Source organism: Arthrobacter sp. B2a2-09, assembly GCF_027587375.1.
Lineage (GTDB): Bacteria > Actinomycetota > Actinomycetes > Actinomycetales > Micrococcaceae > Arthrobacter.
The window spans coordinates 91,380-115,516 of record NZ_JAMXIC010000014.1; the positions used below are offsets into that span (position 1 = coordinate 91,380).

General features: G+C 62.6%; 21 protein-coding genes and 2 pseudogenes. 10 read left to right on the forward strand and 13 right to left on the reverse strand.

Annotation, left to right across the window (positions count from 1 at the left end; all coding sequences use genetic code 11):
- Positions 1 to 121 precede the first annotated feature (121 nt).
- From NFJ07_RS15575 to NFJ07_RS15595, 5 genes are all read left to right on the forward strand, one after another.
- Positions 122 to 1,510, forward strand: coding sequence for a serine hydrolase domain-containing protein (locus NFJ07_RS15575; protein ID WP_269995669.1), 1,389 nt, complete (start codon positions 122 to 124; stop codon positions 1,508 to 1,510).
- The gene (locus NFJ07_RS15580; protein WP_269995671.1) at positions 1,507 to 2,406 is read left to right on the forward strand and encodes a serine hydrolase; all 900 of its coding nucleotides are present in this window, start codon (positions 1,507 to 1,509) and stop codon (positions 2,404 to 2,406) included. The genes NFJ07_RS15575 and NFJ07_RS15580 overlap by 4 nt, the downstream gene beginning before the upstream one ends.
- Positions 2,407 to 2,530: 124 nt before the next feature.
- Positions 2,531 to 4,138 (forward strand): ABC transporter substrate-binding protein, encoded by a 1,608-nt coding sequence (locus tag NFJ07_RS15585; RefSeq protein ID WP_269995673.1) that lies wholly within the window; start codon positions 2,531 to 2,533, stop codon positions 4,136 to 4,138.
- 146 nt (positions 4,139 to 4,284) lie between these two features.
- Entirely contained in the window at positions 4,285 to 5,154 is an 870-nt protein-coding gene (locus NFJ07_RS15590; RefSeq protein ID WP_269995675.1) for a hypothetical protein, read from the forward strand.
- An 83-nt stretch (positions 5,155 to 5,237) separates the two neighbouring features.
- On the forward strand, positions 5,238 to 6,083 hold the full coding sequence (locus NFJ07_RS15595) for a M55 family metallopeptidase (RefSeq protein WP_269995677.1): 846 nt from the start codon (positions 5,238 to 5,240) through the stop codon (positions 6,081 to 6,083).
- An 87-nt stretch (positions 6,084 to 6,170) separates the two neighbouring features.
- Here NFJ07_RS15595 and NFJ07_RS15600 read toward each other — a convergent pair whose 3' ends face one another.
- The 8 genes from NFJ07_RS15600 to NFJ07_RS15630 form a co-directional block, all read right to left on the reverse strand.
- On the reverse strand, positions 6,171 to 6,974 hold the full coding sequence (locus NFJ07_RS15600) for an ABC transporter ATP-binding protein (protein ID WP_269995679.1): 804 nt from the start codon (positions 6,972 to 6,974) through the stop codon (positions 6,171 to 6,173).
- 3 nt (positions 6,975 to 6,977) lie between these two features.
- Positions 6,978 to 7,913: an ABC transporter ATP-binding protein gene (locus tag NFJ07_RS15605; RefSeq protein WP_269995681.1), complete on the reverse strand. Its 936-nt coding sequence runs from the start codon at positions 7,911 to 7,913 to the stop codon at positions 6,978 to 6,980.
- Positions 7,910 to 8,806 carry an ABC transporter permease gene (locus NFJ07_RS15610; RefSeq protein ID WP_269995683.1) on the reverse strand — a complete coding sequence of 299 codons (897 nt, stop codon included), beginning with the start codon at positions 8,804 to 8,806 and terminating at the stop codon, positions 7,910 to 7,912. Before NFJ07_RS15610 ends, NFJ07_RS15605 begins: the two co-directional genes overlap by 4 nt.
- The gene (locus NFJ07_RS15615; RefSeq protein ID WP_269995685.1) at positions 8,803 to 9,738 is read right to left on the reverse strand and encodes an ABC transporter permease; all 936 of its coding nucleotides are present in this window, start codon (positions 9,736 to 9,738) and stop codon (positions 8,803 to 8,805) included. Before NFJ07_RS15615 ends, NFJ07_RS15610 begins: the two co-directional genes overlap by 4 nt.
- 52 nt (positions 9,739 to 9,790) lie before the next feature.
- Positions 9,791 to 11,353 (reverse strand): ABC transporter substrate-binding protein, encoded by a 1,563-nt coding sequence (locus NFJ07_RS15620; RefSeq protein WP_269995687.1) that lies wholly within the window; start codon positions 11,351 to 11,353, stop codon positions 9,791 to 9,793.
- A 63-nt stretch (positions 11,354 to 11,416) separates the two neighbouring features.
- A complete protein-coding gene (locus NFJ07_RS15625; RefSeq protein ID WP_269995688.1) occupies positions 11,417 to 12,262 on the reverse strand; it encodes a M55 family metallopeptidase in 846 nt (281 codons plus the stop codon).
- Positions 12,263 to 12,349: 87 nt separating this feature from the next.
- Entirely contained in the window at positions 12,350 to 12,535 is a 186-nt protein-coding gene (locus NFJ07_RS26050) for a hypothetical protein (RefSeq protein ID WP_442865356.1), read from the reverse strand.
- Positions 12,472 to 12,708 (reverse strand): hypothetical protein, encoded by a 237-nt coding sequence (locus NFJ07_RS15630; RefSeq protein ID WP_269995690.1) that lies wholly within the window; start codon positions 12,706 to 12,708, stop codon positions 12,472 to 12,474. Before NFJ07_RS15630 ends, NFJ07_RS26050 begins: the two co-directional genes overlap by 64 nt.
- 155 nt (positions 12,709 to 12,863) lie before the next feature.
- Between NFJ07_RS15630 and NFJ07_RS15635 the strand changes: the two are divergent.
- Positions 12,864 to 13,157: pseudogene (locus NFJ07_RS15635) on the forward strand (GNAT family N-acetyltransferase); the annotation flags it as partial.
- Between the two features lie 92 nt (positions 13,158 to 13,249).
- On the opposite strand, the gene NFJ07_RS15640 reads toward NFJ07_RS15635, so the two are convergent.
- Entirely contained in the window at positions 13,250 to 14,869 is a 1,620-nt protein-coding gene (locus tag NFJ07_RS15640) for a PucR family transcriptional regulator (protein WP_269995692.1), read from the reverse strand.
- Positions 14,870 to 15,004: 135 nt separating this feature from the next.
- Between NFJ07_RS15640 and NFJ07_RS15645 the strand changes: the two are divergent.
- Positions 15,005 to 15,124 (forward strand): annotated as a pseudogene (locus tag NFJ07_RS15645) (Tn3 family transposase); the annotation flags it as partial.
- 7 nt (positions 15,125 to 15,131) lie between these two features.
- Here NFJ07_RS15645 and NFJ07_RS15650 read toward each other — a convergent pair.
- From NFJ07_RS15650 to ppc, 3 genes are all read right to left on the reverse strand, one after another.
- Positions 15,132 to 15,491, reverse strand: coding sequence for a nuclear transport factor 2 family protein (locus tag NFJ07_RS15650; protein WP_269995693.1), 360 nt, complete (start codon positions 15,489 to 15,491; stop codon positions 15,132 to 15,134).
- 2 nt (positions 15,492 to 15,493) lie between these two features.
- A complete protein-coding gene (locus tag NFJ07_RS15655; protein WP_269995694.1) occupies positions 15,494 to 16,369 on the reverse strand; it encodes a hypothetical protein in 876 nt (291 codons plus the stop codon).
- A gap of 147 nt (positions 16,370 to 16,516) precedes the next feature.
- Positions 16,517 to 19,315 carry a phosphoenolpyruvate carboxylase gene (gene ppc, locus NFJ07_RS15660; RefSeq protein WP_269995695.1) on the reverse strand — a complete coding sequence of 933 codons (2,799 nt, stop codon included), beginning with the start codon at positions 19,313 to 19,315 and terminating at the stop codon, positions 16,517 to 16,519.
- Between the two features lie 286 nt (positions 19,316 to 19,601).
- Between ppc and NFJ07_RS15665 the strand changes: the two genes are divergently transcribed.
- Both NFJ07_RS15665 and NFJ07_RS15670 read left to right on the forward strand, forming a co-directional pair.
- Positions 19,602 to 20,438, forward strand: coding sequence for a DUF1684 domain-containing protein (locus NFJ07_RS15665; protein ID WP_269995696.1), 837 nt, complete (start codon positions 19,602 to 19,604; stop codon positions 20,436 to 20,438).
- Positions 20,439 to 20,559: 121 nt separating this feature from the next.
- The gene (locus tag NFJ07_RS15670) at positions 20,560 to 22,665 is read left to right on the forward strand and encodes a DUF6807 family protein (protein ID WP_269995698.1); all 2,106 of its coding nucleotides are present in this window, start codon (positions 20,560 to 20,562) and stop codon (positions 22,663 to 22,665) included.
- A 44-nt stretch (positions 22,666 to 22,709) separates the two neighbouring features.
- On the opposite strand, the gene NFJ07_RS15675 is transcribed toward NFJ07_RS15670, so the two are convergent.
- Positions 22,710 to 23,225: a VOC family protein gene (locus NFJ07_RS15675; RefSeq protein ID WP_269995721.1), complete on the reverse strand. Its 516-nt coding sequence runs from the start codon at positions 23,223 to 23,225 to the stop codon at positions 22,710 to 22,712.
- 69 nt (positions 23,226 to 23,294) lie between these two features.
- Here NFJ07_RS15675 and NFJ07_RS15680 point away from each other — a divergent pair, with 69 nt between their 5' ends.
- On the forward strand, positions 23,295 to 24,098 hold the full coding sequence (locus NFJ07_RS15680) for a helix-turn-helix domain-containing protein (protein ID WP_269995699.1): 804 nt from the start codon (positions 23,295 to 23,297) through the stop codon (positions 24,096 to 24,098).
- Positions 24,099 to 24,137: the final 39 nt, after the last annotated feature.

Genomic DNA, 24,137 nt, shown 5'->3' on the forward strand with positions numbered 1-24,137 from the left:
ACAATGGCCATCCCGTCGACGAGTGACGGGAACAGCATTTGTCGTATCGGACCACGCTTGCTTGGCCAATGTCATCCTGAACGACAAAATCACCGTCTTGCGGGGGCCGTACCATTGCCGCATGACGAACTTAAACGAACTCCGCACGTGGCTGGAAGGCCGTCTCCCTTCACTGTTGGCCGAGCACCAGGTTCCCGGCGCCGCGGTGGCGGTTTCCGTCAGGGGCGACGTGATCGACGCCGCGGCCGGTGTACTCAGCAAGAACACCGGCGTTGAGGTGACCGTCGACTCGCTGTTCCAGGTGGGGTCAATCACCAAGCTGTGGACTGCCACTTTGATCATGCAGCTGGTGGATGAAGGCACGTTGGACCTGGACGTGCCGGTGCGGCTATATCTGCCGGAATTCCGTCTCGAGGACGAGTCGGCTGCGGCCGTTATCACCACCCGTCAGTTGTTGAGCCACACCGGTGGCTTCGAGGGCGACATCTTCACTGACACCGGCAAGGGCGACGATGCCGTCGCCAAGCTGGTGGATCTCCTAGGGGACGTTCCCCAACTGTTCGCACCCGGCGAGATGTTTTCCTACAACAACGCCGGATACGTCGTGCTGGGCAGATTGGTGGAGGTGCTGCGCGGCAAGTCCTATGACGAATGCATCCGCGAGTATTTGTTCACGCCGCTTCAACTGACCCATGCGGCCAATGGGCCCTACGAGGCGATTCTCTTCCGGACAGCTGTGGGACACATTGTGAACGAAGACGGTGGCGAACCGGAGCCCAGCCCCATCTGGGCTCTGAGCCGAGCGACGGCCCCCGTAGGCTCGATGCTCAATATGCGGCCCCGCGACCTCCTCAAGTTCGCGCAGATGCACATCGATTCGGGACGTGGACCCGCCGGTCAACAGATTCTTAGCGCCGGTTCGGCGGCGGCCATGCTGGAACCGCAGGTGATGCTCCCGGGGTTGGGTTGGATGGGCGAGGCCTGGGGACTCGGCTTCGCGCTCTTCGATTACGACGGCGGCCCGGTCGTCGGTCACGACGGCGGCACTATCGGTCAGACAGCTTTCCTGCGGATTTGTCCAGAGCAGGACGTTTCGATTGCGCTCTTCTGTAATGGAGGAGATCCCCTTCCGGTCTTTATCGAAATCGCTGCCCGTGCGCTCGGTGAGTTTGCCGGCATCAAGTTGCCGGAACTTCCCACCCCGGCCGACTCCTCAGCACACGTTGATGCGTCGCGGTTCGTGGGCGAGTACTCCTCCCGCGTTGGCAGCGTAATGGTGAGCCAGGACGCAGAGGGGCGGATTTGGTTGGAGAAGACACCCAAGGGGGTCTACGCGGAGGTCGGTGACAGGCCCGAGAAGATTGAATTGGTGGCCACGGAAGGAGACACACTGTTGCCGGCACAAAAGCAATTCGGCTTGCATATGCCGCATGTCTTCGTCGGTGACGACGGCCAGGGCCGCGCACTGTTCGTCCACACCGGCCGGGCCGATCGCCGCGTCAACGCATGAGCCTGGGATCTGGGCAGCTTGCCGAAATCTTCGCCGCGGCGGGGGCCACGGGCTCCGTGCATGCACGGGAGATCGGAGTCGTTGATGGTCCCGAGGTTTCGTTGAACCCGGACGAGCCTGTAGTGCTGGCCTCCGTCTTCAAGGTCCCGTTCGCCGTTGCCTATTCACGCGAGGTTTCGGCAGGCCGTTTGGAGGAAACAGGGCGTACTACCGTGACGTCCCGGTACAGGGTGGGAGGTTTGGGAACTGCGGGTTGCGCCGACGACGTCGAAATGAGCTGGCGGGACCTTGCAAAGTTCATGATGACCATGAGCGACAATGCTGCGACCGACGTCGTCTTCCACCGGATAGGGCAGGCCGCCGTCGACGCCGTATTGGATGACCTGAACCTCAAGCACACCCGGATCGTCGGCTGCGGTGAGGACATGGATGTTCAGATGGCGGCCGATCTCGGCGTTGACCTTGGCACCTCGGCGGCCGACATCGACGCCATGCTGGGAGCGGCAACGCCCGAGCAGATTTGGTCGATGGGGATCCTGGATCCCGCAAGGACGCCTTCTTCCACACCGCGGGACATCGTCACCCTGCTAGACGCCATCTGGACCGACACTGCCGGAACTCCTGAGGCGTGTGAGCGTGTGCGCTCCATGATGGCCCAGCAAATCTGGCAGCATCGGATGGCGACCGGTTTCGATGGGGATGTTCTGGTGGCAGGCAAGACCGGCACTCTTCCCGCTATCCGTAACGAGGTCGGCGTGGTGACGTGCCCCGACGGCCGCCAATACGCCGTCGCGGTCTTTACCAAGGCGGCCACGCTCGCCAATCAGCAGCCGGCAATCGATGCCTCGATCGGCAAGGCGGCCCGCTTGGCCGTTGATCTGATTCGCGGCGAATAACTGGGGCAGGGAAAGCCTGGGATCCGATCCCGTCGAAGCTCATACTCGTACCCGCCAAACATTAATTCCCGCACTTGTCGGTTTAGCCAATGGCGCGGGTCACATACGCCGAAAGAATGACACCATGAAGACACAAGGCACGATCAAGGCGGCTCTAAGCGCCGTCACTGTCGGCGTGCTATCACTGACGATGGCCGCCTGCTCCTCCGGTTCTGCACCCAAGACAGCTAGCAACGAGCTGGCGAACGGCAAAACGTTCACATTGCGGCTGAGCGTGGACCCCGGATCCCTGGACCCCCTCTTCGCCTCGAATTCCGTAACTCAGCAGACCGCCAGATTCCTTTACGACACGCTCGTGAACTTTGATCCCGACGGCAATGTGGTGGCCGGCCTGGCGCAGAGCTGGCAGGGCACAACCACCGAGGCCACCTTCACGCTACGCAAGAACATCACGTGTTCGGACGGCAGTGCGCTGACACCCGAAATTGTGGCAGCGAACATCAACTTCGTCGGTGACCCCAGCAACAACTCCACCCAGACGGGCATTTCCGTTGCTCCCGGAGCGAAGGCCACGTCGGACAGTGAAAAAGGAACAGTCACGGTGACCACACCGTCGCCGGAACCTTTCCTGATCCGGAACGTGGGCAGCCTGCCGATCGTTTGCGCGGCAGGCACCAAGGATCGCGGCCTGCTTGCGAAGGGTGCCGACGGCACCGGCATGTACACGGTCACAGAGGTGGCTGCAGGTGACCATTACACCCTGACCCGGCGCAAGGACTATGCGTGGGGTCCTGGCGATTGGAAGACCGATCAGGCGGGCCTGCCGGACAAAGTTGTCCTCAAGGTCATCTCCAACGAGACCACCGCAGCGAACCTGCTCTTGTCCGGAGAAGTGAATGCGGCCACCATTATCGGGCCCGACAAACAGAGGCTCCAGGCCAAGAAGGCATTCCAACGTGACTTGGTAACGGCGCTGGGTCAAATCTGGTTCAACCAGAAGCCGGGATTGCCCGGCTCGGATGAAAAGGTGCGGCGCGCCTTGACGCAGGCGCTGAAACTCGACGAACTCGGGCAGGTGGTAACCAGCGGAGACGGCAAGCCCGCTACGGGTCTCATTGCTCCTGTACTTAGCCCCTGCAAGCAGGACACACTCAGTGGCAACCTCCCCGGGCACGACCTCGACGCTGCGAAATCCGCGCTGGATGCTGCCGGCTGGAAGGTCGGCGCGAACGGTGTCCGCAGCAAGGATGGGACGCCGCTGAAGATGGAGTTCTTCTACCCCAGCACCATGGGACCGACCTTTGCTGCTGGCGCCGAGTTGATTAAGGAAGTTTGGTCCGGTATCGGTGTTGACGTTCTCCTCAGGCCAGTCACGGATGCGGAGGGCAGTTCACTCATCCTCGGTGGAGAAGGCGGTTGGAACGCCGCTTTCGTTCCCATCGGCGTGGGCCTGCCCAATGAACTTGTGCCGCTCGTTTCCGGGCCCACACCGCCCAACGGCAGTAATTTTGCCTTCCTTAACAACGCCGGCTATCTGGAGAACGTCCAAAAGGCCGTTAGCGCCACTGGAGAAGCCGGCTGTGAGTATTGGGCAGCAGCCGAACGGAAGCTCTTTGAGCACGTTGACGTGGTGCCCTTCGTCAACTCGGCGACTCCGACCTTCGCTGTAGGGGCAACCTTTGAACTGGCAGACGGACAATTGGCCCCCTCCTCGGTCCGCATGCTGCGCTAACAGTTTCGCTCATTGAATGCTCCGTCCTGCCGATGGCAGGGCGGAGCATTCTCATTTTGACGGTGGTTCTCCAGGACAATCCCCACGGGCAACTGTTGGTCCTCACGGACAAAGCCAGAAGCCCCCAACCGAACCAAGATTGAATCATGTCACTCAATCTTGACGCCCACTCTTCTGCTGAGCGCGCCCAGTTCAATGCCGCCTCTGCAGCGGCCAAGGCCAACGTCCGAATCGTCGACGAGCACCACCGTGAGAGGCTTCAGGACATCGAAGGGCTGTTGGTGGCCATCTGGGGGATGTCTCCCCACGGAGCCCCGATCCCATTTGACCTGCTCCGAAGCATTTCCCACGCCGGCTGCAATGTTTCTGCGGCGTACACCCCGGAAGGAGTGCTCTGTGGGGCCGCGGTGGCCATTGTCTCTCCCGAGGGGTCCACGTATTCGCTGATAGCCGGGGTGCTTCCCGGCATTGCGGACAAGGGAGTGGGTTTCGCCCTCAAGCAACATCAACGGGCTTGGTCGCTGGCACGCGGAATCGAAACCATGACATGGACTTTCGATCCCCTGGTCAGCCGGAACGCCCGCTTCAATCTGTCCAAACTTGGTGGCGTTACTTCCGAGTACGAGAGAAACTTCTACGGCGCAATGCAGGACGACATCAACGCCGACGACGAATCGGACAGGCTCGTGGTGATCTGGCCGCTGTCCTCGGAGCGGAGCGTCAGATGCAGCGAAGGCCTGGTGGACGACGTGAACCTGCCCCAAGGCGCGCTGAACAATGCACTGGAATATGGGCCCGACTCCCAGCCTGCGCTCGTGCAATCGGAAGGTAACCTCTGGTGCCGGGCGCCGCAGGACATCGTCGCGCTGAGGGGATCCGACGCCCAGGAAGCAGCGATGTGGCGGTTGCAGCTCCGCGAAGTCCTGGAGACTGCTTTCGCATCCGGCTACATCGCTTCGGGAGTCACCCGGACTGGCTGGTACAAGCTCACGCCTGCTGCAACCACCACCCAGTAGCCGAATTAAGTATCCGTTGCGCTACATGACGCGCACCGGCCGACCTCCGCTGCACACTGCGCAGCGCCCACGAAGGAGACCGCATGAAGGTATACATTTCTGTTGACATGGAGGGCATCTCGGGGGTGGCCACCTACGACCAAATTATTCGTGGTGGTACCGGCTACCCCCGGGCGCAGGCCCTGATGACGGCCGAGACCAACGCGGCCGTGGAAGGAGCCTTCGAGGGCGGCGCAACCGAGGTCCTGGTCAATGACAGCCACGGGACAATGAACAACCTCCTGCACGAGGACCTCGATCCCCGCGCCCGCGTAATTTTCGGAAATCCCACAGCCTTCTGCATGGCTGAAGGGCTGACGCCAGACTTCGATGTCGCCTTCTACATCGGGTATCACGCCCCCGCGGGCGTGGAAGGGCTGCTGGCCCATAGCTTTTCCGGCCTGTTTACCAGTTTCAAGCTCAATGGTGAGATCGCCTCAGAGGCATCCATCAATGCCCTCTTCGCAGCTACCCGCGGCGTCCCCGTCGGTTTGGTAACGGGCGACAACGTCATCTGCGATATCGCTGAACGCGAGTTCCCGGGTGTGCTGACCGTTCCCGTCAAGGTTGCCCACGGGTTCCAGGCCGCCAACAGCCTCTCCCCCACCTACGCCCGCGCGGCCATCCGCAAGAGTGCGCGTGCTGCAGTCCAAGGCGTCGAGAAGACCCGGCTACTGCCTGTACCGGACCAGCTCCGGCTTGAGATCGGTTTCCAGAACCCCTTGGCCGCCGAGTTGTTGGAAGCCGTTCCCGGCGTGTCGCGGGTCAGCAACCTGGTGATCGCCAGGGAGGTCGAATCCGCCGAGGAGCTTTTGGGGATGATTGGGACCACGTACGAGTTGGCAGCAGTTGCCGCGAAAACAATGTTCCTCCGCGAATCCCTGAGATAGCGTCCGCCTCTTCGTTAAAGACCTCTGCAGGAGCCGGATCCGGCTCCTGCAGAGGTCTTTAATATCCCGGTCGAAACCGCTCAGGATTTAGTATCGGATCCGCGGAATCGAGTTAAGAAGTGTCCGGGTGTACTGATCCCGGGGTTCGGCAAAGAGACTTTCAGTGTCCCCGTCTTCCACGATATTGCCGCGGTACATCACGGCGACGTTCTCACAAAGATTCCGGACCACTGCCAAATCATGTGCGATGAACAAAACAGACAACCCCAGTTCGTCCCTCAGGTCCGCCAAGAGGTTGACGATGCCGGCCTGCACGGACACGTCCAAGGCAGATACGGCCTCGTCAGCAACCAACAATGACGGCTCCAGCGCGAGGGCTTTCGCGATGGCCACCCTTTGGCGCTGCCCTCCGGACATGGAAATCGGGTAGCTGTCCAGTGCCCTGGCCGGCAGTTGTACTTGGCTCATCAGCTCAAGGCACCTCTTACCGATATCCCGTGATTCCGCGATCCGGTGAACCCGCAGCAGCTCGGCCAGTGATTGACGAATAGTCATCCTTGGATCCAACGACGAGTACGGATCCTGAAACACCATCTGGATGTGGCGTCTCTGCTCTTTGGTACGTCGGACAGGCAACTCGTCGCCGTTGAAAACCACGGTTCCTGTGAAAGAACGCTCCAAAGCTGTCAGAACGCGGGCCAGAGTGGATTTGCCGGAGCCTGATTCACCTACCAGCCCATGGATTGTGCCCCTGGGGACGCTGAGGTTGACGTCGTTCAGGGCAACGATTTTGCGTCGGCCGTGACCCCGGCCTGTGGAGAATTCGACGCGTATGTCCCGCATCTCGAGGATGTTTTCGGAAGCCTGCTGAGTCAGCTGGGTTTTGGACATGTGCTAGTGCTCCTCAAGGATCGAATGGGAGTCCGGCGCATGGTCCGCTATCCGCATCGCGAATGAATAGTCGGCCGGCCTGTCTCGAAGCGCCGGTGTGGTCCCGGGTATCGATCGAAGCCGTTGACCGGGTTCGTCAATACGCGGCGTCGCGGTGAGGAGGGCGCGCGTGTAGTCTTCGCGCGGATTTCCCAATACCTCTGCCGCGCTGCCGGATTCCACCAGGCGACCCGCGTACAGGACGCTGATTGTGCTGCAGAGTTCGGAGACAACAGCCAAGTCATGCGTGACGTACAGAATGCCGGCGTTGAGCTCAGCCCGCAGTCCGTCAAACAGGGCCAGGACCTGCGCCTGGACGGTCACGTCGAGTGCGGTTGTTGGTTCGTCACAGAGAATCAGCTCGGGTTCGCATGCCACACTGGCGGCGATCATCACACGCTGCCTCATCCCTCCGGATAATTGGAAGGGATAGGCGTCCACCCGCAACTCCGGGCTGGGTATCCCCACCAACCCCATCATGTGGATGGCGTACTCCCGGGCCTGCTTTCGGCTCAAGCCCTTCCGTTGGGCGATGCCGTCCGTTATCTGGGTGCCAACGCGGGCAATTGGATTCAGTGCCACAGCGGGTTCCTGGAACACCATTGATATACCCGTGCCACGGATCTTCCGGAAGTTCCGGCCGTTGTTCGCAAACAAGTCCGTGCCATTAAAGTACGCGCTGCCTCCGCTGACTCGGGCGTTGGTGGGCAGCAAACCCATGAGCGAACGAAGGGCCAGGCTCTTTCCGGAACCCGATTCCCCTACAAGTCCATGGGCTTCCGCCCGCTGGACCGTAAAGGAAACGTCCTTCAGTGCAGCGTACTCACGGCCTTGGATGGACACATCAACGCACAACCCCTCCACCTTCAGGAGAGGCTGGCCCTCTGATGCCCCGCTCATCGCTTTGCTCGCAGCGCGTTGGCGATTCCGTCGCCCAGGAATGTGAGCGAGAGGCTGGCGAGAATAACAGCTGCACCCGGAATCAACACAAGCGCGTAGATTCCGGAAGCCAGGAACTGTTGGCCGTCGCTGATCATTTGTCCCCAATCAGGAGTTGGTGGGACGATGCCCAATCCGAAGTAGCTCAGCGTTACGATCACGCCGATGTTGGCGACGACGTCACTCATGGCGAAAACGATTGCTTGCGTCATCGTGTTGGGCAAGACGTGCCGGACCACGATGCGGGCGTTGCCAAGTCCGCCGGTCTCGCAGGATTGGATGAAGTCCCTGCCCCGGACCACGAGCGTTTCGGCACGCACGATCCTCGCGTAGGAAACCCAGCTCACAATGCTGATGGCCAGGAATATACTCATGGGCCCGTTGCCGAAGACGAAGACCAGGGTAATGACGAGAACGAAGAACGGGAAAGCAGAAACGACGTCGGCAATGCGCATTGTCAGCGTGTCGAACCAGCCACCGAAGTACCCGCACAGCGCGCCCACAACCGTCCCCAGAACAAAGGGAAAGAGGACGGCCAGGACGGCAATGCCCAAGTCGCTGCGGGCGCCAAAAAGGAGACGGCTCCAGGTGTCCCGGCCCAGATTGTCTGTCCCGAGCGGGTGCGCTGCAGTTGGCCCTGACAAGGCATTTGCCAAGTCCTGGGCCGTCGGGTCGTGGGGAGTCAGGAGCGGGGCAAACACTGCCGCCAGGACCATTGCACCGAAGATGACGCCTCCGATGAGGAGTTCAATGTTGGATCCACGATGTAATGGGCGCATCCGGAAGCGCCACGGAGGTTTGCTCCCGTCGAGTCCGGTTTTGGTTGCAGTTTGGGGAAGAAGCGTCTGTGTCATGCCAGTCTCGCTCTCGGGTCAAGTAGGGCATAGGACAGGTCCGTGACGAGGTAGACCACAACAACGATTCCCGCAAAGACAAGGGTGGTGGCCTGGACCACGGGAAAGTCCCTCCCGAGGATGCCGGCCAACATGAGGCTTCCCATTCCCGGAATGGCAAAGACCTTTTCCACCACCAGGGCCCCACCGGCCAGGACGCCGGCTTGGATTCCCAGGATGGTGACCCCGGAAATGCTGCCGTTGCGGATGGCGTAAGCAGCCAGCACGGTGGCTGGCTTCAACCCCTTGGAGTGGCCAAAAGCGACGAAGTCGCTTTGCAGTGCGTCCGTCAAGGACGCTCTCAGGCTGTTGACCAGCATGGGCACGATTCCCAAGGCGATTGTGATGGCCGGCAAGACGAGAGAATGCAGGTGTTCCGCCGACGTCCTGCCGTAGCCCCCCACGGGAAACCAGTGCAGATTGAGGCCAAAGACGATCACCAGCAGGGTTCCGATCAGGAACGTAGGAGTTCCTTGTGCCACGGCACCAAAAATGCGAACCCCGATGTCGGCGCCTCCCCGGCCCCGGACAGCAACCCAGGTTGCGAGTGGAAGGGAGATCACGACCGCAAACGTCACCGCCATGAGCATGAGCAGGAGCGTGGTGGGCAGCCGTTCCGCGAGCAGCGAGGCGATGGGCGACCGGTATTGGAACGATGTTCCCAAGTTGCCGCTGACAAGATCAGTCAGGAAATGCCAGTACTGTGCGCCCAGGGGCTGATCCAACCCCCACTCGGCTCGTAGGGCTTGAACTGCCGACTCGGAGGCCTTATCCCCCAGGGTTGCCCGGGCGGGATCGCCGGGAGTGGCATGAACAAGGACAAAGGTCGCCGTGACAACGCCCCAGACCACGAGGGCAAGAAGGCTAAGCCTGCGGACCAGGAACCGAGTCATTTGCCCTCACCTGATCCGGCGCAGCTCCCTGATGCTGTCAGTTTGCCCATGGCTATTTCGACAACCACGTGTTGACCAGGTTGTAGTTGCCGGTGATGGACGGCTGGAAGTCGTGGACCTTGTCGCTGTAGCTATAGAGCGTGGGCTGGTAAAGCAGCGGCACCATGGGCTGGTCGTCGTTGACCTTTTGCTGGATGGTGGAGTAGATCTTTAACCTCTTAGCCTGGTCACTGAGGCTCGCCGCTTGTGTTGCCAGGTCGGCAACCTGCTGATTGTCATATCCTGTGTACATGGCGTTGGAGCCACCGGATTTCGCTGCGATGAACCGCACCAACTCGTCGGGGTCCGTGATGTCGGTGGTGGCGTTGCTGATCGCCATGTCATAGTCCATCGACTTCCTCGTGGCCCGCAGCGCCCCTGGTTCCATCTGGTTGATGGTCAGGGTGATGCCTATTTCGGAAAGCTCGCTCTGCAGGATTTGAGCAGTGGTCAACTGGGTTGCGTTGCCGCTGGCCACCAGGATGTCCGCGCTGAATCCCGCTGGCTTAGAGGACAGCCCCATCTCTTTCTTTGCTTCTTCGAGGTTGAACTGCCTGCCCTTGACGTTTGCGTCATAGGCCCAGTAGGCGGGGCTGAGGAACGAACCAGCGGCAGTCCCCTGGCCGAAGTTGGCGGCCTTCAGTATCGCTTCGCGGTCAATGGCATAAGCGATGGCCCGGCGCACGTGTACATCCGTGAACGGGGCCCTGGTGTTGTTGAGCGAGAGGAAGCTGGTGTAGCTGCTGTCGAATGCTGAAGCCTTCAGTCCCGGCGTTGAGGAGAGTGCCGCGAAGCTGCTGGCCGCAGGCATCTCATTGACGGTGATCTGGCCACCCTGTAGCTGCGTCGCGCGAGTATTGGCATCTGCCACCGCAACAAAGGTTACGGCATCAAGATACGGCCGGTCAGTACCCCAGTAAGCCGTATTTTTGACGAGATCCAGCTGTTGCCCTTGGGTCCAATTCTTCACCTTAAACGGCCCTGATCCCACGGGGGCCTTGGCGAACTCTTCCCTGGACTTGCCGCCGTAATTTGCCGGGACTATGGAATTTGCATAAAGAGCCAACACCGATGGCAGGGGCGACCATGCGGTCTTTGTCCTGACCACGACGGTCTCCGGCGAGGGAGTGTCGATCCCGGCGATTTGCTCATTCAGGAACCCTGAGGGCAGATTCGGATCCGAGGCGGCGTCCAGGGAGAACTTCACATCCGCCGAGGTGAGAGGGGTGCCGTCGGAAAAGGTGGCACCGTGCCTCAGCGTGAACGTCCACGCAAGCTTGTCCTCGGACTGGACCCAATCCGTGGCGAGGGACGGCTTGAGGCTCTGACCGTCCGCCGAAGGGACAATGAGAGTGTCGTAGATATCTTCTATTGTCCAAATGGATTCGTTGTCGGAAGCATCGGCCGGCATCAAAGTCATCACGTCCAGTTCCCGGGCCATGACAAGGTGCCCACCCGCTTGGGGCGTCCCCGTCCCATCCGAGGATGGGGACAGATCCGGGGAGCACCCGACCAGGAGTAGGGATGCGATGACAGTCGAGGCGGCCAACGCTGGCAGCCACTTGTTTGGAATCATTGTTTGTCCTCAATAACGGGCTTTGGGCCCAGTGGTGTAGTACTTCATTAGGTCTGCGGGAGGTCAGGTCCTGTTGACGAGCGAGTAGACCGTTCTGGCCGCGACGCCCGCGAGCTGGTAACTGGTTGCGATCATCCCGAGGAGGTCCTCTGCCGAATCCAGCACCCGCGAAATTGACAGGTTGCTGGTGCGGATCACCCCGGGCACCGCTTCGACGAGTTCAGCCGCCAAAGCTGTCTGGAAACCAATTTCGAGATGAATACGATCCGGGACTGGCAGAAGACGCGTTCCTCCGACCCCACGTACAGCAGCAGCGGAACTTTCACGGATCCGCTTTCGAGCCTCTTGTGGGGAAAGACTGTTGGCAGCCATTACTCCCCGGGATTCCTTCACCTGTACCGTCCGGACGCCGGGGAACGTGCTTTGAGCAATGCCGCAGATCACGTCGTCACCTGTAACAAGGCCAACAGGCACACCCCTCGTGGCAGCAAACATCGCATTTACCGATGCCTCGGATGCGACGTCACCGTTGACGTGGAAGCTGGCAAAATAGCCGGAAAAGGAATGCGCCAACACACCCTCGGAACCGGCCGGTGCGTGATAGCCGACGTACAGTGCGACGTCAAAATCCGGGGTAAGTCCTTCAGCCATGCAAAACGCCTTGGGGGAACCGAAGATCACGCGCGCCCGTGGATCCAGTTGCTCATGGAGGAGGTTGTCCATGGTCCCGTGGCTGTCGTTGACCAGGACCTCTGTGGCACCCCCGTCGAAGGCACCCTCAATGGCAGCGTTGGTTTCTGCTGTCATGAGTAGCTGAGCGCGGGGATAGCCACTTCCTCCACGAATGACCTGATCATAGGTCGCGATTCCGGAGATTCCCTCCATGTCGACCGAAATATAAACCCTCATAGTGAGTCTCCTTTTGATTGGCCGCAGCCGCGTTTCTGGTGGTTCCAGTCGATCCTTCGACTGGTGCCGCCCCTTGATGGGATGGCGTTAGAAATAGGTCCTGACAGCGTCCACCACCGCATAAGAGTCATTGACGAGCGGAATACGCGGCCACCTGTCGAAGGCGGAACAGGGATGGGAGACCGGGAAGCAGACGAGGTCGCCGACAGCTATTTGGTCCTCGTCGGAAAACGTGAGGAAGAGGTGTTGGTCATTGAGCGCGGTGACCTCCAGCGCGCGAAGGAAAGGAACTGCCTTGAATCCTCAACGCCCACCAGATCCAGGTGGGAAGAAGCATCAATGGCGTATGCGACGTCCAGCGCTTCCGGCCTGATCCTGCATCCGGCTCGCCCGCCGTCGTTGTGGATCTTCCGCTCTGCCGATGCGCGCAGGGTATCTATTGCCATAAAGCAGCTCTCCTCGATGTCTCTATCGAAGATTACGCCGCACAGAACGCGCGCCCATGGTGCAAGAAGAAGACGTATGAGCCGTTCCTTCGGCCTTTTGGACAAAGAGCCTCCGGCTCGCCCACAGTAGAGCGCTACACTGTGGGCTCGAAGACTTGACGATCGTCATAGGAGCATCCCTTCCAAAGATGAACCTTGAGCTGCAGCACCAAGAGCGGGGCAAGTTCGTCAAGAAGCTGGTGGCGGAGGACCCGCCGCCTGGCGTCTTGGCTTACGACGGCGGCGAGGTAGTCGGGTGGGCGGCCGTCCACCCGCGAGCCGACACTAGTTTCGCAACGAACCGCAAGATTCCGAACGTGGACGAGGCCGAGGTGAGGTCAGTGTGGTGCGTCCGGGTCCGGCCCGGGCACCGCGGAAAGGGCATCACGCATCACCTGCTTGAGGGCGCCGGTGCCGCATCGGCCCGTAGCAGGCCCCGGCCTCATACCTTCTGTCGGCCGTAGCCGACAAAAGGTGGAGAGTCCAGCAACCACCAATGCTTTCAGTCAATCAACTCTGTGTTGATCTCCTGCAGCCGCAACTGCAAAGCCAGGGCCAGCCGCACGTCGGGGTCTTCGATGTCAACCACCTTGGCCATTCGGCGTAGTCGGTGCCGCAAGGTGTTGGGGTGCAGCACCAGCGCCTCTGCCGCGCGGGCGACGTCGTAGTGCGCCGCGATCCAGCTGCGTAGCGTCCGGACGTAGTCGGTGCCCTGCCGGCTATCGTGATCCGCGACCAGGGACAGCGGTTCGGCATCCAGGGCGGACCGGGACTGTAGTGCGTCAAACACCTCAAGCAGGAACAAGGACGCCCCTAACTCCTGATGCTGGCCGATCTCGCCATGGCCGAACGGCCCGCTCACCACACCGAGGGCCTGTTTCGCTTGGGCGAATCCGGCGGGCACGTCCGCCACGCTGCCCAGGGTGCGGCTGATACCTGCCCGCCAACCAACTCCAACGCTCTCCGCAGAACGGGCCAACACCGTGGCAATAATCGATTGCAACACAGGAGAGTCAGCTGTCGTTCCGATGACAGCAACCATCTGACCGTCAAGGGACCCGACGGCGGCCGGAAGCCGGTAGGAGGACAGCGCCATCCGCAGCAGAACGCTGACATGTACAGCGGCCGATGCCGCGGACATCCCCCGCGAATGGGTCGGCGGGTTCTCATCCCGGCCGATCACCACCACTGTCGCAGCGGCGTCAAAGTGCAGCCCGAACGACTCCGCAAACCGCCGTCTCGGTCCGGTTCCGCGAAGCAGCTGTCCCAACCGCTCGGCCCGCTGCCTGCGGTCTGCGTCTGCCGCGACGTTTAGTCTGGCCAAGTGCGGAGCAGCCAGACGAGCGCCTTCGGCCAGCACCTCTGAGGCTTTGGCGGCCACAGGCTTCACACCCTCTATTACCCAGATGCTGCCCAGTGGTTCGCCGCCGTCGCGGACCGCGATGGCCAGGCGGGGCCGGAAATCGGGCTGGTCACGAATCCAGATCGCAGTTTCAGTGCGCAGTACAGCGGAATAGTCCTCGGCATTGGTCGGGTGATCCGGCACCCGCCGCCCAAGGATCCCGTCCCGCCGCAGATCGTCCACCTCTTGGCCCGGAATCGTCGAGTACGCCAGAACCCGCATGGACAGGTCCTCGATAGCCACTGCACCGCCTGCCCGTAAAGCTATGTCATTGGCCAGCGAGAACAGGTCGGCCGCCCGATCATCCTGTTCGAGCACCGGACCGGTGACCGCCCTCAGCGCGTCGATCAGCATATACAGCTGACCCCAGGAGAGTTCTGCACTGCACTCCAACAGCGTCACCCCGGCGCGATTGGCCGCCGCGGTCAGCGGTTCAGGGTCCACCGCACCGGCACGCACCACTACTGCAGCGACGTGCGCGTCCGCAGCCAAACCCAGCAGATCAGCGCTCGGGCGGCCCGGAACCAGCAACACAGCATCGGTCAGCTCGGCGTGAGTCTGGTCTGTGTCATGGATCGACGGCGAACCGATCGCTACCGAGGGGCCGTGTGGCAACGCCAAGGGGCGCACAACGTCGGGGCCAAGGCTATCGAGCAATACTCCGACGGTGATGCCATCCCATGGCATCGACGCATCGTTGACTGGGTCAACTGAGTTCATCGACGGCCGTGTCCTCTCCTTGATGGATAGCATGTTGTGCCGCGGGGGCGGGTGTACTGAGGCTACCAAAGGGCGGGTGCAGCCGTGCCGGGATCGTCGGGAACTGATGCCGTGTCGGTGGGTCTCAACAGTTACGCCAGCGGGCTGAACCTTCTCACCGCAGCCATCGTTCTCTGGAACACCGTCTACCTCGACCGCACCATCACCACCCTCAACACCACGGACCCGGACCTGCTGCAGTTCCTCTCGGCGCTGAGCCGGTTCAGACCGCGGCTGTTTCGAAGTACGTGGTCCGCGTCAGGATCAGGCCGCGCTGGAAGCAAAAGAAGTCGGCGAACCCGAGGTCCACGGTTCGCCCGTCGCGAAGCTGTCCCGAAAAGCGTCCTTCAACCGCGACTCGGTCGGGATAGTCAGTAATCAGGCTGGTGATGCGGTGGCTTCCGGCGACGATGCCTCGGTCCGTGCCATAGAACTCCAGCAGAGCGTCACGGCCGATCATCGGCGCGTAGCCGGGGCGCCGATACTCGGCTGCTGGATCGAACAACGCCACGATATCCTCGGGACCGGCATTGTCAACGGTGTCGTAGTAGCGGCGCGCAGCCGCGACTGTCTGACGCGACATGGCTACACCGCCACCGAAGGCCGCAGTTGACGACCTCCTGCGGCGATCTCGGAACGTTTCGCGTCGATCAGCTGCCGGGCCATGAGCCCCGCAGTCTCCAGCGGGGTACGTTCCGAGCTCGCTGCATCATCGAGGATCTCAGTCACCCGCACACCGATCTGCTCGATGAAGTCGGTGGTTGCTTCCCTGTCCCAGGCCGAGCGCTGAGCGTGAACGAATCTCACCCCACCAGAGTTGACCACGAAATCGGGGACGTAGAGGATCCCGGCTGCGGCCAGCCCATCTGCACAGGACGCATCTTCAAGCGTGTCATTCGCGCCCCCGGCGATGATCGAGCAGGCAAGTTGAGGGAGAGTCTGCTGAGGAACGACCCGGGCGACCGCGCACGGAGCGAAGACATCACACTCGTAGCCCACGACGTCGGACGGCTGCACGACATGGCCACCGATCGCGTCGGCGACGGCGTTCGCTCGATCAAGGTCGATATCGGACACGTCGACGTGGGAGTCGGCAGCTGCGAGCTGATGTGCCAGTGAGGCCCCGACATTGCCGGTTCCTTGCACCAGGACACGGACCCCGCTTAGCGAGCCGGTGCCGAACCTGGCCCGGACTGCGCTCCGGATGGCTTGGAATACGCCCAATGCCGTCCAGGGCCAAGGGTCCTCATCGGCACAGGCAGCATCCTGCACCATGCCAGTCAGGTAGTCCTCTTGAGCCGAACCGGTGCGCGCGCCGGCCGCGCTGCCGAGCTGCTGACCGACGTCGAGCTCTCGCGACTCTATGGCGTCCCCGTCAGCACCCTGTCGTATTCCGACGACGGCGTGCCCCGCATGACGATCGTGGTGGATTACGGGCCAGATGTGAGCGAGCGTTTCCAAAAACACCCACATAAGTGAGCGAGCGTCTGGCCCGGGAAACCCTCGCTCACAAACAAGCCCTCCCAGCCCGACCCTCGCTCACATGATGTGAGCGAGCGTTTCCAAAAACACCCACATAAGTGAGCGAGCGTCGGGGGGAAGTGAGGGCTAGCCCGTGTTGCGGAGGCCGGCGGCCACGCCGTTGACAGTGATGAGCATGGCCCGCTGGAGTCGTTCGTCGATCTCGGCGCCGGAAATGGAAGCTTCGCGGACGCGGCGCAACAACTCCACCTGCAGGTAGCTGATGGGGTCGAGGTATTGGTCGCGGATTTCGAGGGAACGCTTGAGCGTCGGCTGGGCTTCCAGGAGCTCGGTTTCCCCGCTCAGGAGTTCCACTTCGGCAACCGTGAGATCGTATTCAATGCGGATCGCCTTGAACAAGTGATGCAGCTCTTCCGGAACCAGCGAAGACACGTAGTGCCCGGCGATGTCCATGTCGGTCTTGGCCAGCGTCATCTCCACGTTGGAAATCACGGACTGGAAGAAGTGCCAGCGCTTCATCATCTCTGCAAGCTCGGCGGTGTTGCCTGCCTCGCGGGCAGCCCGCAAGCCTGAGCCCACGCCGAACCAACCTGGAACGATCTGCCGAGACTGCGTCCAACCGAAGACCCACGGAATGGCCCGCAACCCGCCCAGCCCGGCACCGGAATCCGGGCGCTTGGAGGGACGCGAGCCGATGTTCAGGGACCCTAGCTGCTCCACCGGCGTCGAGGCCAGGAAGTACGCGGGCAAGTCCGGATCGTCGATCAGCGAACGGTACTGGGCAAACGCGGCGTCGGAAATGATCTCCATGACCTGGCCGTAGCGTTCGCGCTCGTCATCGGAAGTGCGCGGGGCTCGGTGCAGCGCGGAACCCTGCATCACGGCCGCCAGGGAGAGCTCCAGGTTTTCGCGGGCGAGCTCCGGCAGGGAGTACTTGTCCGAGATGACTTCGCCTTGCTCGGTGAACTTGATGGCGCCTTCGAGCACTCCATTCGGCTGGGCCATGATGGCGTCATAGGTTGGCCCGCCGCCACGGCCCACCGAACCGCCGCGGCCGTGGAACAACCGGACGTTCACGCCGTGCTTGGCGGCGACGTCGCGCAGCTTGCGCTGGGTCTTGTGGATCTCCCACTGGCTGGTCATGACGCCGGATTCCTTGTTGGAGTCCGAGTATCCCAGCATGATCTCCTGGACGTCCCCACGCAGCCGTACCAGGGAACGGTAGGAGGGATCGGAGAGCAGCAGGTCCACGATTTCGGCCGAGGCGCGCAGCTCTTCCACGGTCTCCAGGAGCGGGGCGAAGCCGATCTTGGCATACGGAGCCGCACCGAACAGATCGATCAGTCCGGCCTCTCGGGCCAGCACCGCGGCTGCCAGGACATCGTCTGCGCCGCGCGTCATAGAGATGATGTAGGTTTCGACGACGTCGGGCCCGTAGGTCTGGAGGGCGTGGCGGATGCTGCGGAAGACGTCGTAGGTGCGGTCGCCGTCGCCGTCGAGCTTGATGGGGTGGCCGGACAGCGGACGGCGCGAAGCGAGCTCCGCGCTCAGCCGCTCGAAGCGTTCGGCGCGGCTCAACTCGCCGTAGGGAGTTCCGACGCCGATCCGGTCCACTAGCTGCCCGACGGCGTCGTGGTGGTAGTCGGCATGCTCACGGATGTCGAGGGTCGCCAGGTGCAGCCCGAAGGAAGCGATCGCGCGGCGGACGCGGGCCAGGGCACCGTCGGCCACGAGCACGGCTGAGTGCTTGCGCAGCGACGCTTCCAACAGTTCGAGCTCCGCGAGGAGTTCCGAGGTGGAGGCGTAGTCGCGGCCGGGTTCGTGGTGGCTGGATGCAGACACGCGGCGGCCCGTGTTGATGAGCTTGGCTTTGATGCAGGTCAGTTTGAGGCGGTAGGGCTCTTGCGCGTTCAACTCGAGAATGCGCTTGTCCAAGCCGGGCAGGTTCTTGAGGTCGACGGCGATCGAGTCCAGGAGGTCCTCTTCCGCGTCTACCAGGGCGGTGGAGTTGGAGAGGATGGAGATCAGTTCGTCGATCATCGAGATGCTTATCCGCACGGCGTGCTGGTTCTGCAACTGCAGGATCTCGCGTGTGACGGAAGCGGTGACGTTCGGATTGCCGTCGCGGTCTCCGCCGATCCAGGAACCGAAGCGGATGGGGGCGTTGTCCGCGGGCAGCACCACGCCGTGCTCGCCCAGCAGCTCGGAAAGGTCCGCGAGCATTTCCGGCATGGCGTCAGTCAGGATGCTGCTCAGGTAGTAGATGGCGTTGCGGGCCTCGTCCACGGGAGTGGGCCGGACTTGGCGCAGTTCGTCCGTTTGCCACATCTGGTCGATGATCTCGGCCAGTTGGCGGTCTTGGCGTCGGCGGGCGGCCGTGCCCTCAAGGGTGGATTCGGCCAGGACGTCCGAGAGCTTGCGGATCTTGTCCAGCACCGAACGGCGAGAGGCTTCGGTGGGGTGCGCGGTGAAAATAGGACGAACGTCCAGCTCATTGACGACGTCCTGCAGGGCCTGGGTTCCGGCCTCGTCGGCGATCTCGGCCACGGCTTTGGCCAACCAGCCGTCCTTTTCCTGGCGGGTGCGCAGTCCGCGGACGCGGTGCACTTGCTCGGCGGCGTTGGCGAGGTGGAAATAGAAGGCGAAGGCACGGACCAGCTCGGTGGCTTCCTCAAGGGGCAATGAGGCGAGCAACTCCCGGACCTGGGCGACGACGTCGTGCGCGCTCCACGGGCCGGTGGCGTCAGCGCCGCCGCGGGCGGCTTCCTTGGATTCCTTGGTGAGCAGGCGCACCTGCTCGACCAGTTGAAGCAGCGCCGGGCCATGCTGGCGGACCAACGACTCTCCGAGAAGCGTGGAGACGCGGCGGACATCGGCCCGCAGTTCCGCGGCGAGGTCGGTGCTGAGATGTGCAGTGTCAACCATGAAAAATACCTTCTGGCGTTGGGTGTGGCCCGTACACTGCGCTGGATACTGTGAGCCGGATTACTAATATTTCCAAGGGAATCCTACCCGCAGCTCTTCCGCCGGTGGCAATCCGTCTCAAATGTTGTCGCTGCCGCCACCCCCGGCGCGCCGTGCGCCCAACTGACTCGCATTAGTTGTCGTTTTCAGCCCTCAAAACGACAACTAATGCTAGCCAGTTGGGTTCCGGGAATGGTGGTGACGGGTGCATGGTTAAGCCAACGACACCCAAGCCGCTGGAGGAACCATGAGCGCAACAGCCCCCGCTAACAACGCCCAGCTGGAACGCTGGCAGCGTTTCCGCAACGGCCGCAACGCCGCCCTCGCAGCGGACCACGGCTGGCTGACCCTCACCTCCTTCCAGTGGCTCGAATCCGCACCCGCCGCCGTCGAACTCGTCCCTGGGCTCTGGTCAACGGACGGCACGACGGCGACACTCACCGCGAGCGCGGCGGACGGACTGACGCTCGTGGAAACGGGAGCTCCCGTGGACGGCACGATTTCGGCCACCCTCCAGGATGAGGAATCGCTCATGTGGGTGCAGTTCGGTGGCTCGGACGGCACGGAGGTGGTGGTGGAACTGGCCATGCGCGCGGACAAATACGCCGTCCGCACCAGGGACAACTCCTCGCCGGTACTGACGGAGTTCGACGCCGTTCCCACCTACGAATACAACCCGGACTGGTTGCTCGACGGGCGCTTCGAGGCCTACCCCGAACCGGTGGATGTACCCATCGGGACGGCCAACCCCTTGGTGGATGGGGTGCATCGATCCATAGGAGAGGTCGTTTTCCGGGCGCCTGGCCTTCCCCACGAGATCCGCCTGCACGCCGAGGCCGAGAAGCTCGGAGCCCTGACCGTCACCTTCCACGACGAAACGAACGGCAACACCACCGACGAATGGCGCAAACTGGCCGTTTCGCGGCCCCGGCACGATGGTTCCGTGGTGCTCGACTTCAACCGCGCCATCAACTACCCCAGCGCCTTCACCCCGTATGGCACGTGCCCCATGCCCGTGGCAGGAAATTCGATCGATGTGGCGGTCGAGGCCGGGGAGAAACTGCCGGCCGGCCGCATCGTCTAACTTAAGGGCGTTACATCTCCCATGATGCAAGGTACACTCTTCTTGGAAAGCGCTTACCAAGCGCCTCTGGAACGACACCGACGTCAGCAGCCCCGCCTCCCGGGGACAGATGAGGAGAGCCATGGGCACCCTGTCCACACCCGTCCCGGCAGAACGCAAACAGCCCGGCCATGAGCCCAGCAGAGTCGCCCTCGTGGGGGTCCACGGCTTCGGCGCGCACCACTTGCAGAACCTCGAAAGGCTCCAGGCCAACGGCGTCGTGCGCCTTGTTGCCGTAGCGGATCCGAACCCGCCTACCCCCGGCGCCCTCCCGCCCGGAACCGCCGTATTCAGCAACCTGGACGACCTCCTGGCGGGAACCCCCGCGCTGGACCTGGTCATTGTGGCCACACCCATCCAGACACACGCACAGCTCGCCCTCACGACGCTCCCCCACGCCGACCTGTACCTCGAGAAGCCTCCAGTCGCTTCCCTCGCCGACTTCAATCGCCTGCAGGAGGCCGCCGCTGCGGCCGGCAGAAGCGTCCAGGTCGGCTTCCAGAGCCTCGGATCCCGGGCCCTCCAGGCCATTGAGGAACTGCTTGCGGAGGGAGAGATCGGCACGCTCCTGGGCATCTCGGCCACGGGACGCTGGGTCCGCGACCGCGCCTATTACAAACGTTCGCGCTGGGCGGGCAAACGCAGCCTGGACGGCGTCGATGTCGTGGACGGGGTGGCAACCAACCCGCTGGCGCACGCCATCGCTACCGCGCTGAGGATCGCCGGGGCACGGACGGTGGACGATCTTGCCTCCGTGGAGACGGACCTGTACCGCGCCAATGACATCGAATCCGACGACACCTCCGTCATCCGGATCCGCACTGCCGCGGGCCTGCCCATCACGTGCGCGCTCACGCTCTGCGCCGCCGAATCCGTGGAACCGTACATCACCCTGCAGGGCAGCGAGGGTACGGCGGTGTTCCACTACACCGAAGACCGCCTCAGGGTCAGCTCTGCCGCCGGGAACCGCGAAACGGTTTACAACCGGGTGGACCTCACCGAGGATCTGCTGGAGCATCGTCGCGAGCAGCGCGCGCCGGTTACGGGACTGATCAGCCCCGCAACCGCCGCGCCGCTGATCAGCCCGCTCGCGTACAGCGGCGCCTTCATGCAGGTCCTGGAAGCCATCCGCACCGCAGAATCTCCGGAGCTGATCCCGGAGCAGTACGTCACCTGGGAGGGCGAGGGTGACGCCGCCCGTCCCGTGATCGACGGAATCGAAGCCGCCCTGGAACGCGCGACGGCGGCGCATGTCACGTTCAGCGAACTCGGCTTGCCTTGGGCGCGCCCAACCGTCGACGCCGAAAGGCCGGTTTTGAGCCTGCCCGACGGCGATGAGCCGGGCGCCTCTGGGATTGAGACTGGCAAGGCCGCCGTTGTCTTGGCAACCCTGCAGAGCGGTGCCGGCCTGGCCGCGCGGCTCTCCCCGCGGCCCTATCTGCACCCGGTCCGAACACTGGCCGGAGTCAAGGTCACCGACCATCTGCCCGCGGACCACCCCTGGCACCTCGGCGCGGGATTCGCCTTCCAGGATGTCAACGGCACCAATTTCTGGGGCGGCAAGACGTACACCCGCGCCGCCGGCCGTTATGAAGAACGGCAAGACCACGGGCACATCATCGAACGGTCCACAACGTCCGGGCCGGGCCTGCTGGAGCAGGAATTGAGCTGGCAGGCACCGGACGGCGCCGAACTTCTCCGCGAACGCCGCACCACCCGTTCCCGGGCGATCGACCTTCGTACGTGGCAACTGGAGTTAAGAACAGAACTGACCGCCGTCGTCGACTCCTCTCTGGGCGGCCCCGGCTCAAACGGCGCCCTCGGAAGCGGCTACGGCGGGTTCTTCTGGCGCTTGCCTGCGTGCGCCGGGGCAGAAGTCTTCACGGCGGAAGGTCGCGGGGAACCTGAAGTGCACGGCTCGACGTCGCCCTGGCTGGCCTGGACGGCGGACTTTCCTGAAGGCCCCGCCACTCTGGTTTTCGCAGCTCCGGCCGAGGCGCAGGATCCCTGGTTCGTCCGGATGGCGGATTACCCTGCCGTAGCTTCGGCCCTGGCTTGGGACCGGCCAGTGGACCTTGCCGCAGGCGACCCCCTGGTCCGATCCTTCACCGTGTGGATCGTGGACGGCACGTTGTCTCCGGCCGAGGTTGCCGAGCTGACGGCCGGCCGGGTGTCCGCCGCAGGATAGGCGCACAAATCGCAAACAGACCGGTGCACACCACTGAACTCCCGTCAGGATGAGGGGGTCTGTTCTTTAGCCCACTCGGCGACCCGGCGAGCACTTTCCTCATCGGAGAGGTCCTCGACTCGGGTCATGATCGTCCAGCGGATGCCGAACGGATCACGAATGCTGCAGAACCGATCTCCGGACACGAAAGTCATCAACGGCTCGCGGATAGTTGCTCCAGCCGCCTCGGCCCGCTCGGCGACGCCGTCGACGTCATTGCAATAGAAACCCATGGAGCAGCAGTCATCGTCGCCAGCAGGAGGAGGCACGAGATGGTAGTCGGCGGCCGGCTCACCAATCTGGAGCCGGCCGTCGCCGAAATCGAGGACGGCGTGAACAACGACGGCGTTGATTTCCGTCACGTCGACGATGCGTGCGCCGAACACATCGCGGTAGAAGACGATCGCGGTGCGGGCGTTGGGTACAACGAGGAACGGCGTCAGGCTGGTCGAACCATGCGGGATACCGTGGGATGTGTGATCGCCGTGTGCAGCGACGGTTTTCTCAGTTTTTTCGGACATGTCTTCACGATAAAAGGGCGGCGCAATGCGGGGCTTGAAGATTCGCGACAACTTCATGAATGCCGCGGTATGACCGGCGATTCACGCGGAATTCTCTATCCCGCGAGCCTGCCACGGTTCTCCCGGCTACCCTCCCCGGAGGGGATCGCCGCATTGGTCCGGTGGTTCTGGATCGCCGAGTGGGACATCGCACCAGGACGCACGTCGCGCCAACATGTGATTTCGTTCCCCGCGTCAAACCTCACCGTGGAGCCGGCGTTTGTCGGGTTCGCGGGACCGACAAGCCGGCGCTCCACCCGTGACCTCACGGGTGGAGGATGGACTGTCGGCGCCCTGTTAAGGCCCGCTGCCGTCCCGCACTTCACCGACGCCCCCGCGGCTCATCGAGATGCATACGGGCCGGTACAATTCCCGCGCCTCCATGCCGCGGTCGTCCACGCAATGACGGGATCCGAGGATGCCACCGGCCGGCATCTCCAGGCTGCCGAAGCGTTCACGAGCTGGTTCGTTGAGAACGTGCCGACTCCGGGCGAGGAAGGTTTGCGTGCGAACATGATGGCCGACCTCATAGACACTGATTCGTCGACAGTGCGCTTGGATGATGTAGCCGGGCGCCTAGGAGTTTCTGCACGAACAGCACAGCGGCTCGCTGCACGTTACGTGGGTCTCTCGCCCGCTGCGATGATCCGTCGGCGGCGAATACAGGAAGCCTCAGAGCGTCTCCGGAACGACCCGGACTCCGACATCGCAACCGTTGCGGCCGACTTTGGCTACTCAGACCAAGCGCATCTCGCCAACGACTTCCGCACCGTCCTAGGGCTCACACCCGGCGCGTACCGCAACGCCTCATCGGAACACTCTCCTCTCGAATAAGGCCCGCGACACTCCCGGCCATTTGGCCATCGGGGTCGC

Coding starts and splice junctions, on each gene's coding strand:
- NFJ07_RS15585 (WP_269995673.1), top strand. CDS start 2,531: ATGAAGACACAAGGCACGATCAAGGCGGCTCTAAGCGCCGTCACTGTC.
- NFJ07_RS15615 (WP_269995685.1), bottom strand. CDS start 9,738: ATGACTCGGTTCCTGGTCCGCAGGCTTAGCCTTCTTGCCCTCGTGGTC.
- NFJ07_RS15680 (WP_269995699.1), top strand. CDS start 23,295: ATGACCGGCGATTCACGCGGAATTCTCTATCCCGCGAGCCTGCCACGG.
- NFJ07_RS15590 (WP_269995675.1), top strand. CDS start 4,285: ATGTCACTCAATCTTGACGCCCACTCTTCTGCTGAGCGCGCCCAGTTC.
- NFJ07_RS15625 (WP_269995688.1), bottom strand. CDS start 12,262: ATGAGGGTTTATATTTCGGTCGACATGGAGGGAATCTCCGGAATCGCG.
- NFJ07_RS15595 (WP_269995677.1), top strand. CDS start 5,238: ATGAAGGTATACATTTCTGTTGACATGGAGGGCATCTCGGGGGTGGCC.
- NFJ07_RS15580 (WP_269995671.1), top strand. CDS start 1,507: ATGAGCCTGGGATCTGGGCAGCTTGCCGAAATCTTCGCCGCGGCGGGG.
- NFJ07_RS15630 (WP_269995690.1), bottom strand. CDS start 12,708: ATGGCAATAGATACCCTGCGCGCATCGGCAGAGCGGAAGATCCACAAC.
- NFJ07_RS15675 (WP_269995721.1), bottom strand. CDS start 23,225: ATGTCCGAAAAAACTGAGAAAACCGTCGCTGCACACGGCGATCACACA.
- NFJ07_RS15650 (WP_269995693.1), bottom strand. CDS start 15,491: ATGTCGCGTCAGACAGTCGCGGCTGCGCGCCGCTACTACGACACCGTT.
- NFJ07_RS15575 (WP_269995669.1), top strand. CDS start 122: ATGACGAACTTAAACGAACTCCGCACGTGGCTGGAAGGCCGTCTCCCT.
- NFJ07_RS15600 (WP_269995679.1), bottom strand. CDS start 6,974: ATGTCCAAAACCCAGCTGACTCAGCAGGCTTCCGAAAACATCCTCGAG.
- NFJ07_RS15610 (WP_269995683.1), bottom strand. CDS start 8,806: ATGACACAGACGCTTCTTCCCCAAACTGCAACCAAAACCGGACTCGAC.
- NFJ07_RS15665 (WP_269995696.1), top strand. CDS start 19,602: ATGAGCGCAACAGCCCCCGCTAACAACGCCCAGCTGGAACGCTGGCAG.
- ppc (WP_269995695.1), bottom strand. CDS start 19,315: ATGGTTGACACTGCACATCTCAGCACCGACCTCGCCGCGGAACTGCGG.
- NFJ07_RS15670 (WP_269995698.1), top strand. CDS start 20,560: ATGGGCACCCTGTCCACACCCGTCCCGGCAGAACGCAAACAGCCCGGC.
- NFJ07_RS15640 (WP_269995692.1), bottom strand. CDS start 14,869: ATGAACTCAGTTGACCCAGTCAACGATGCGTCGATGCCATGGGATGGC.
- NFJ07_RS15620 (WP_269995687.1), bottom strand. CDS start 11,353: ATGATTCCAAACAAGTGGCTGCCAGCGTTGGCCGCCTCGACTGTCATC.
- NFJ07_RS15605 (WP_269995681.1), bottom strand. CDS start 7,913: ATGAGCGGGGCATCAGAGGGCCAGCCTCTCCTGAAGGTGGAGGGGTTG.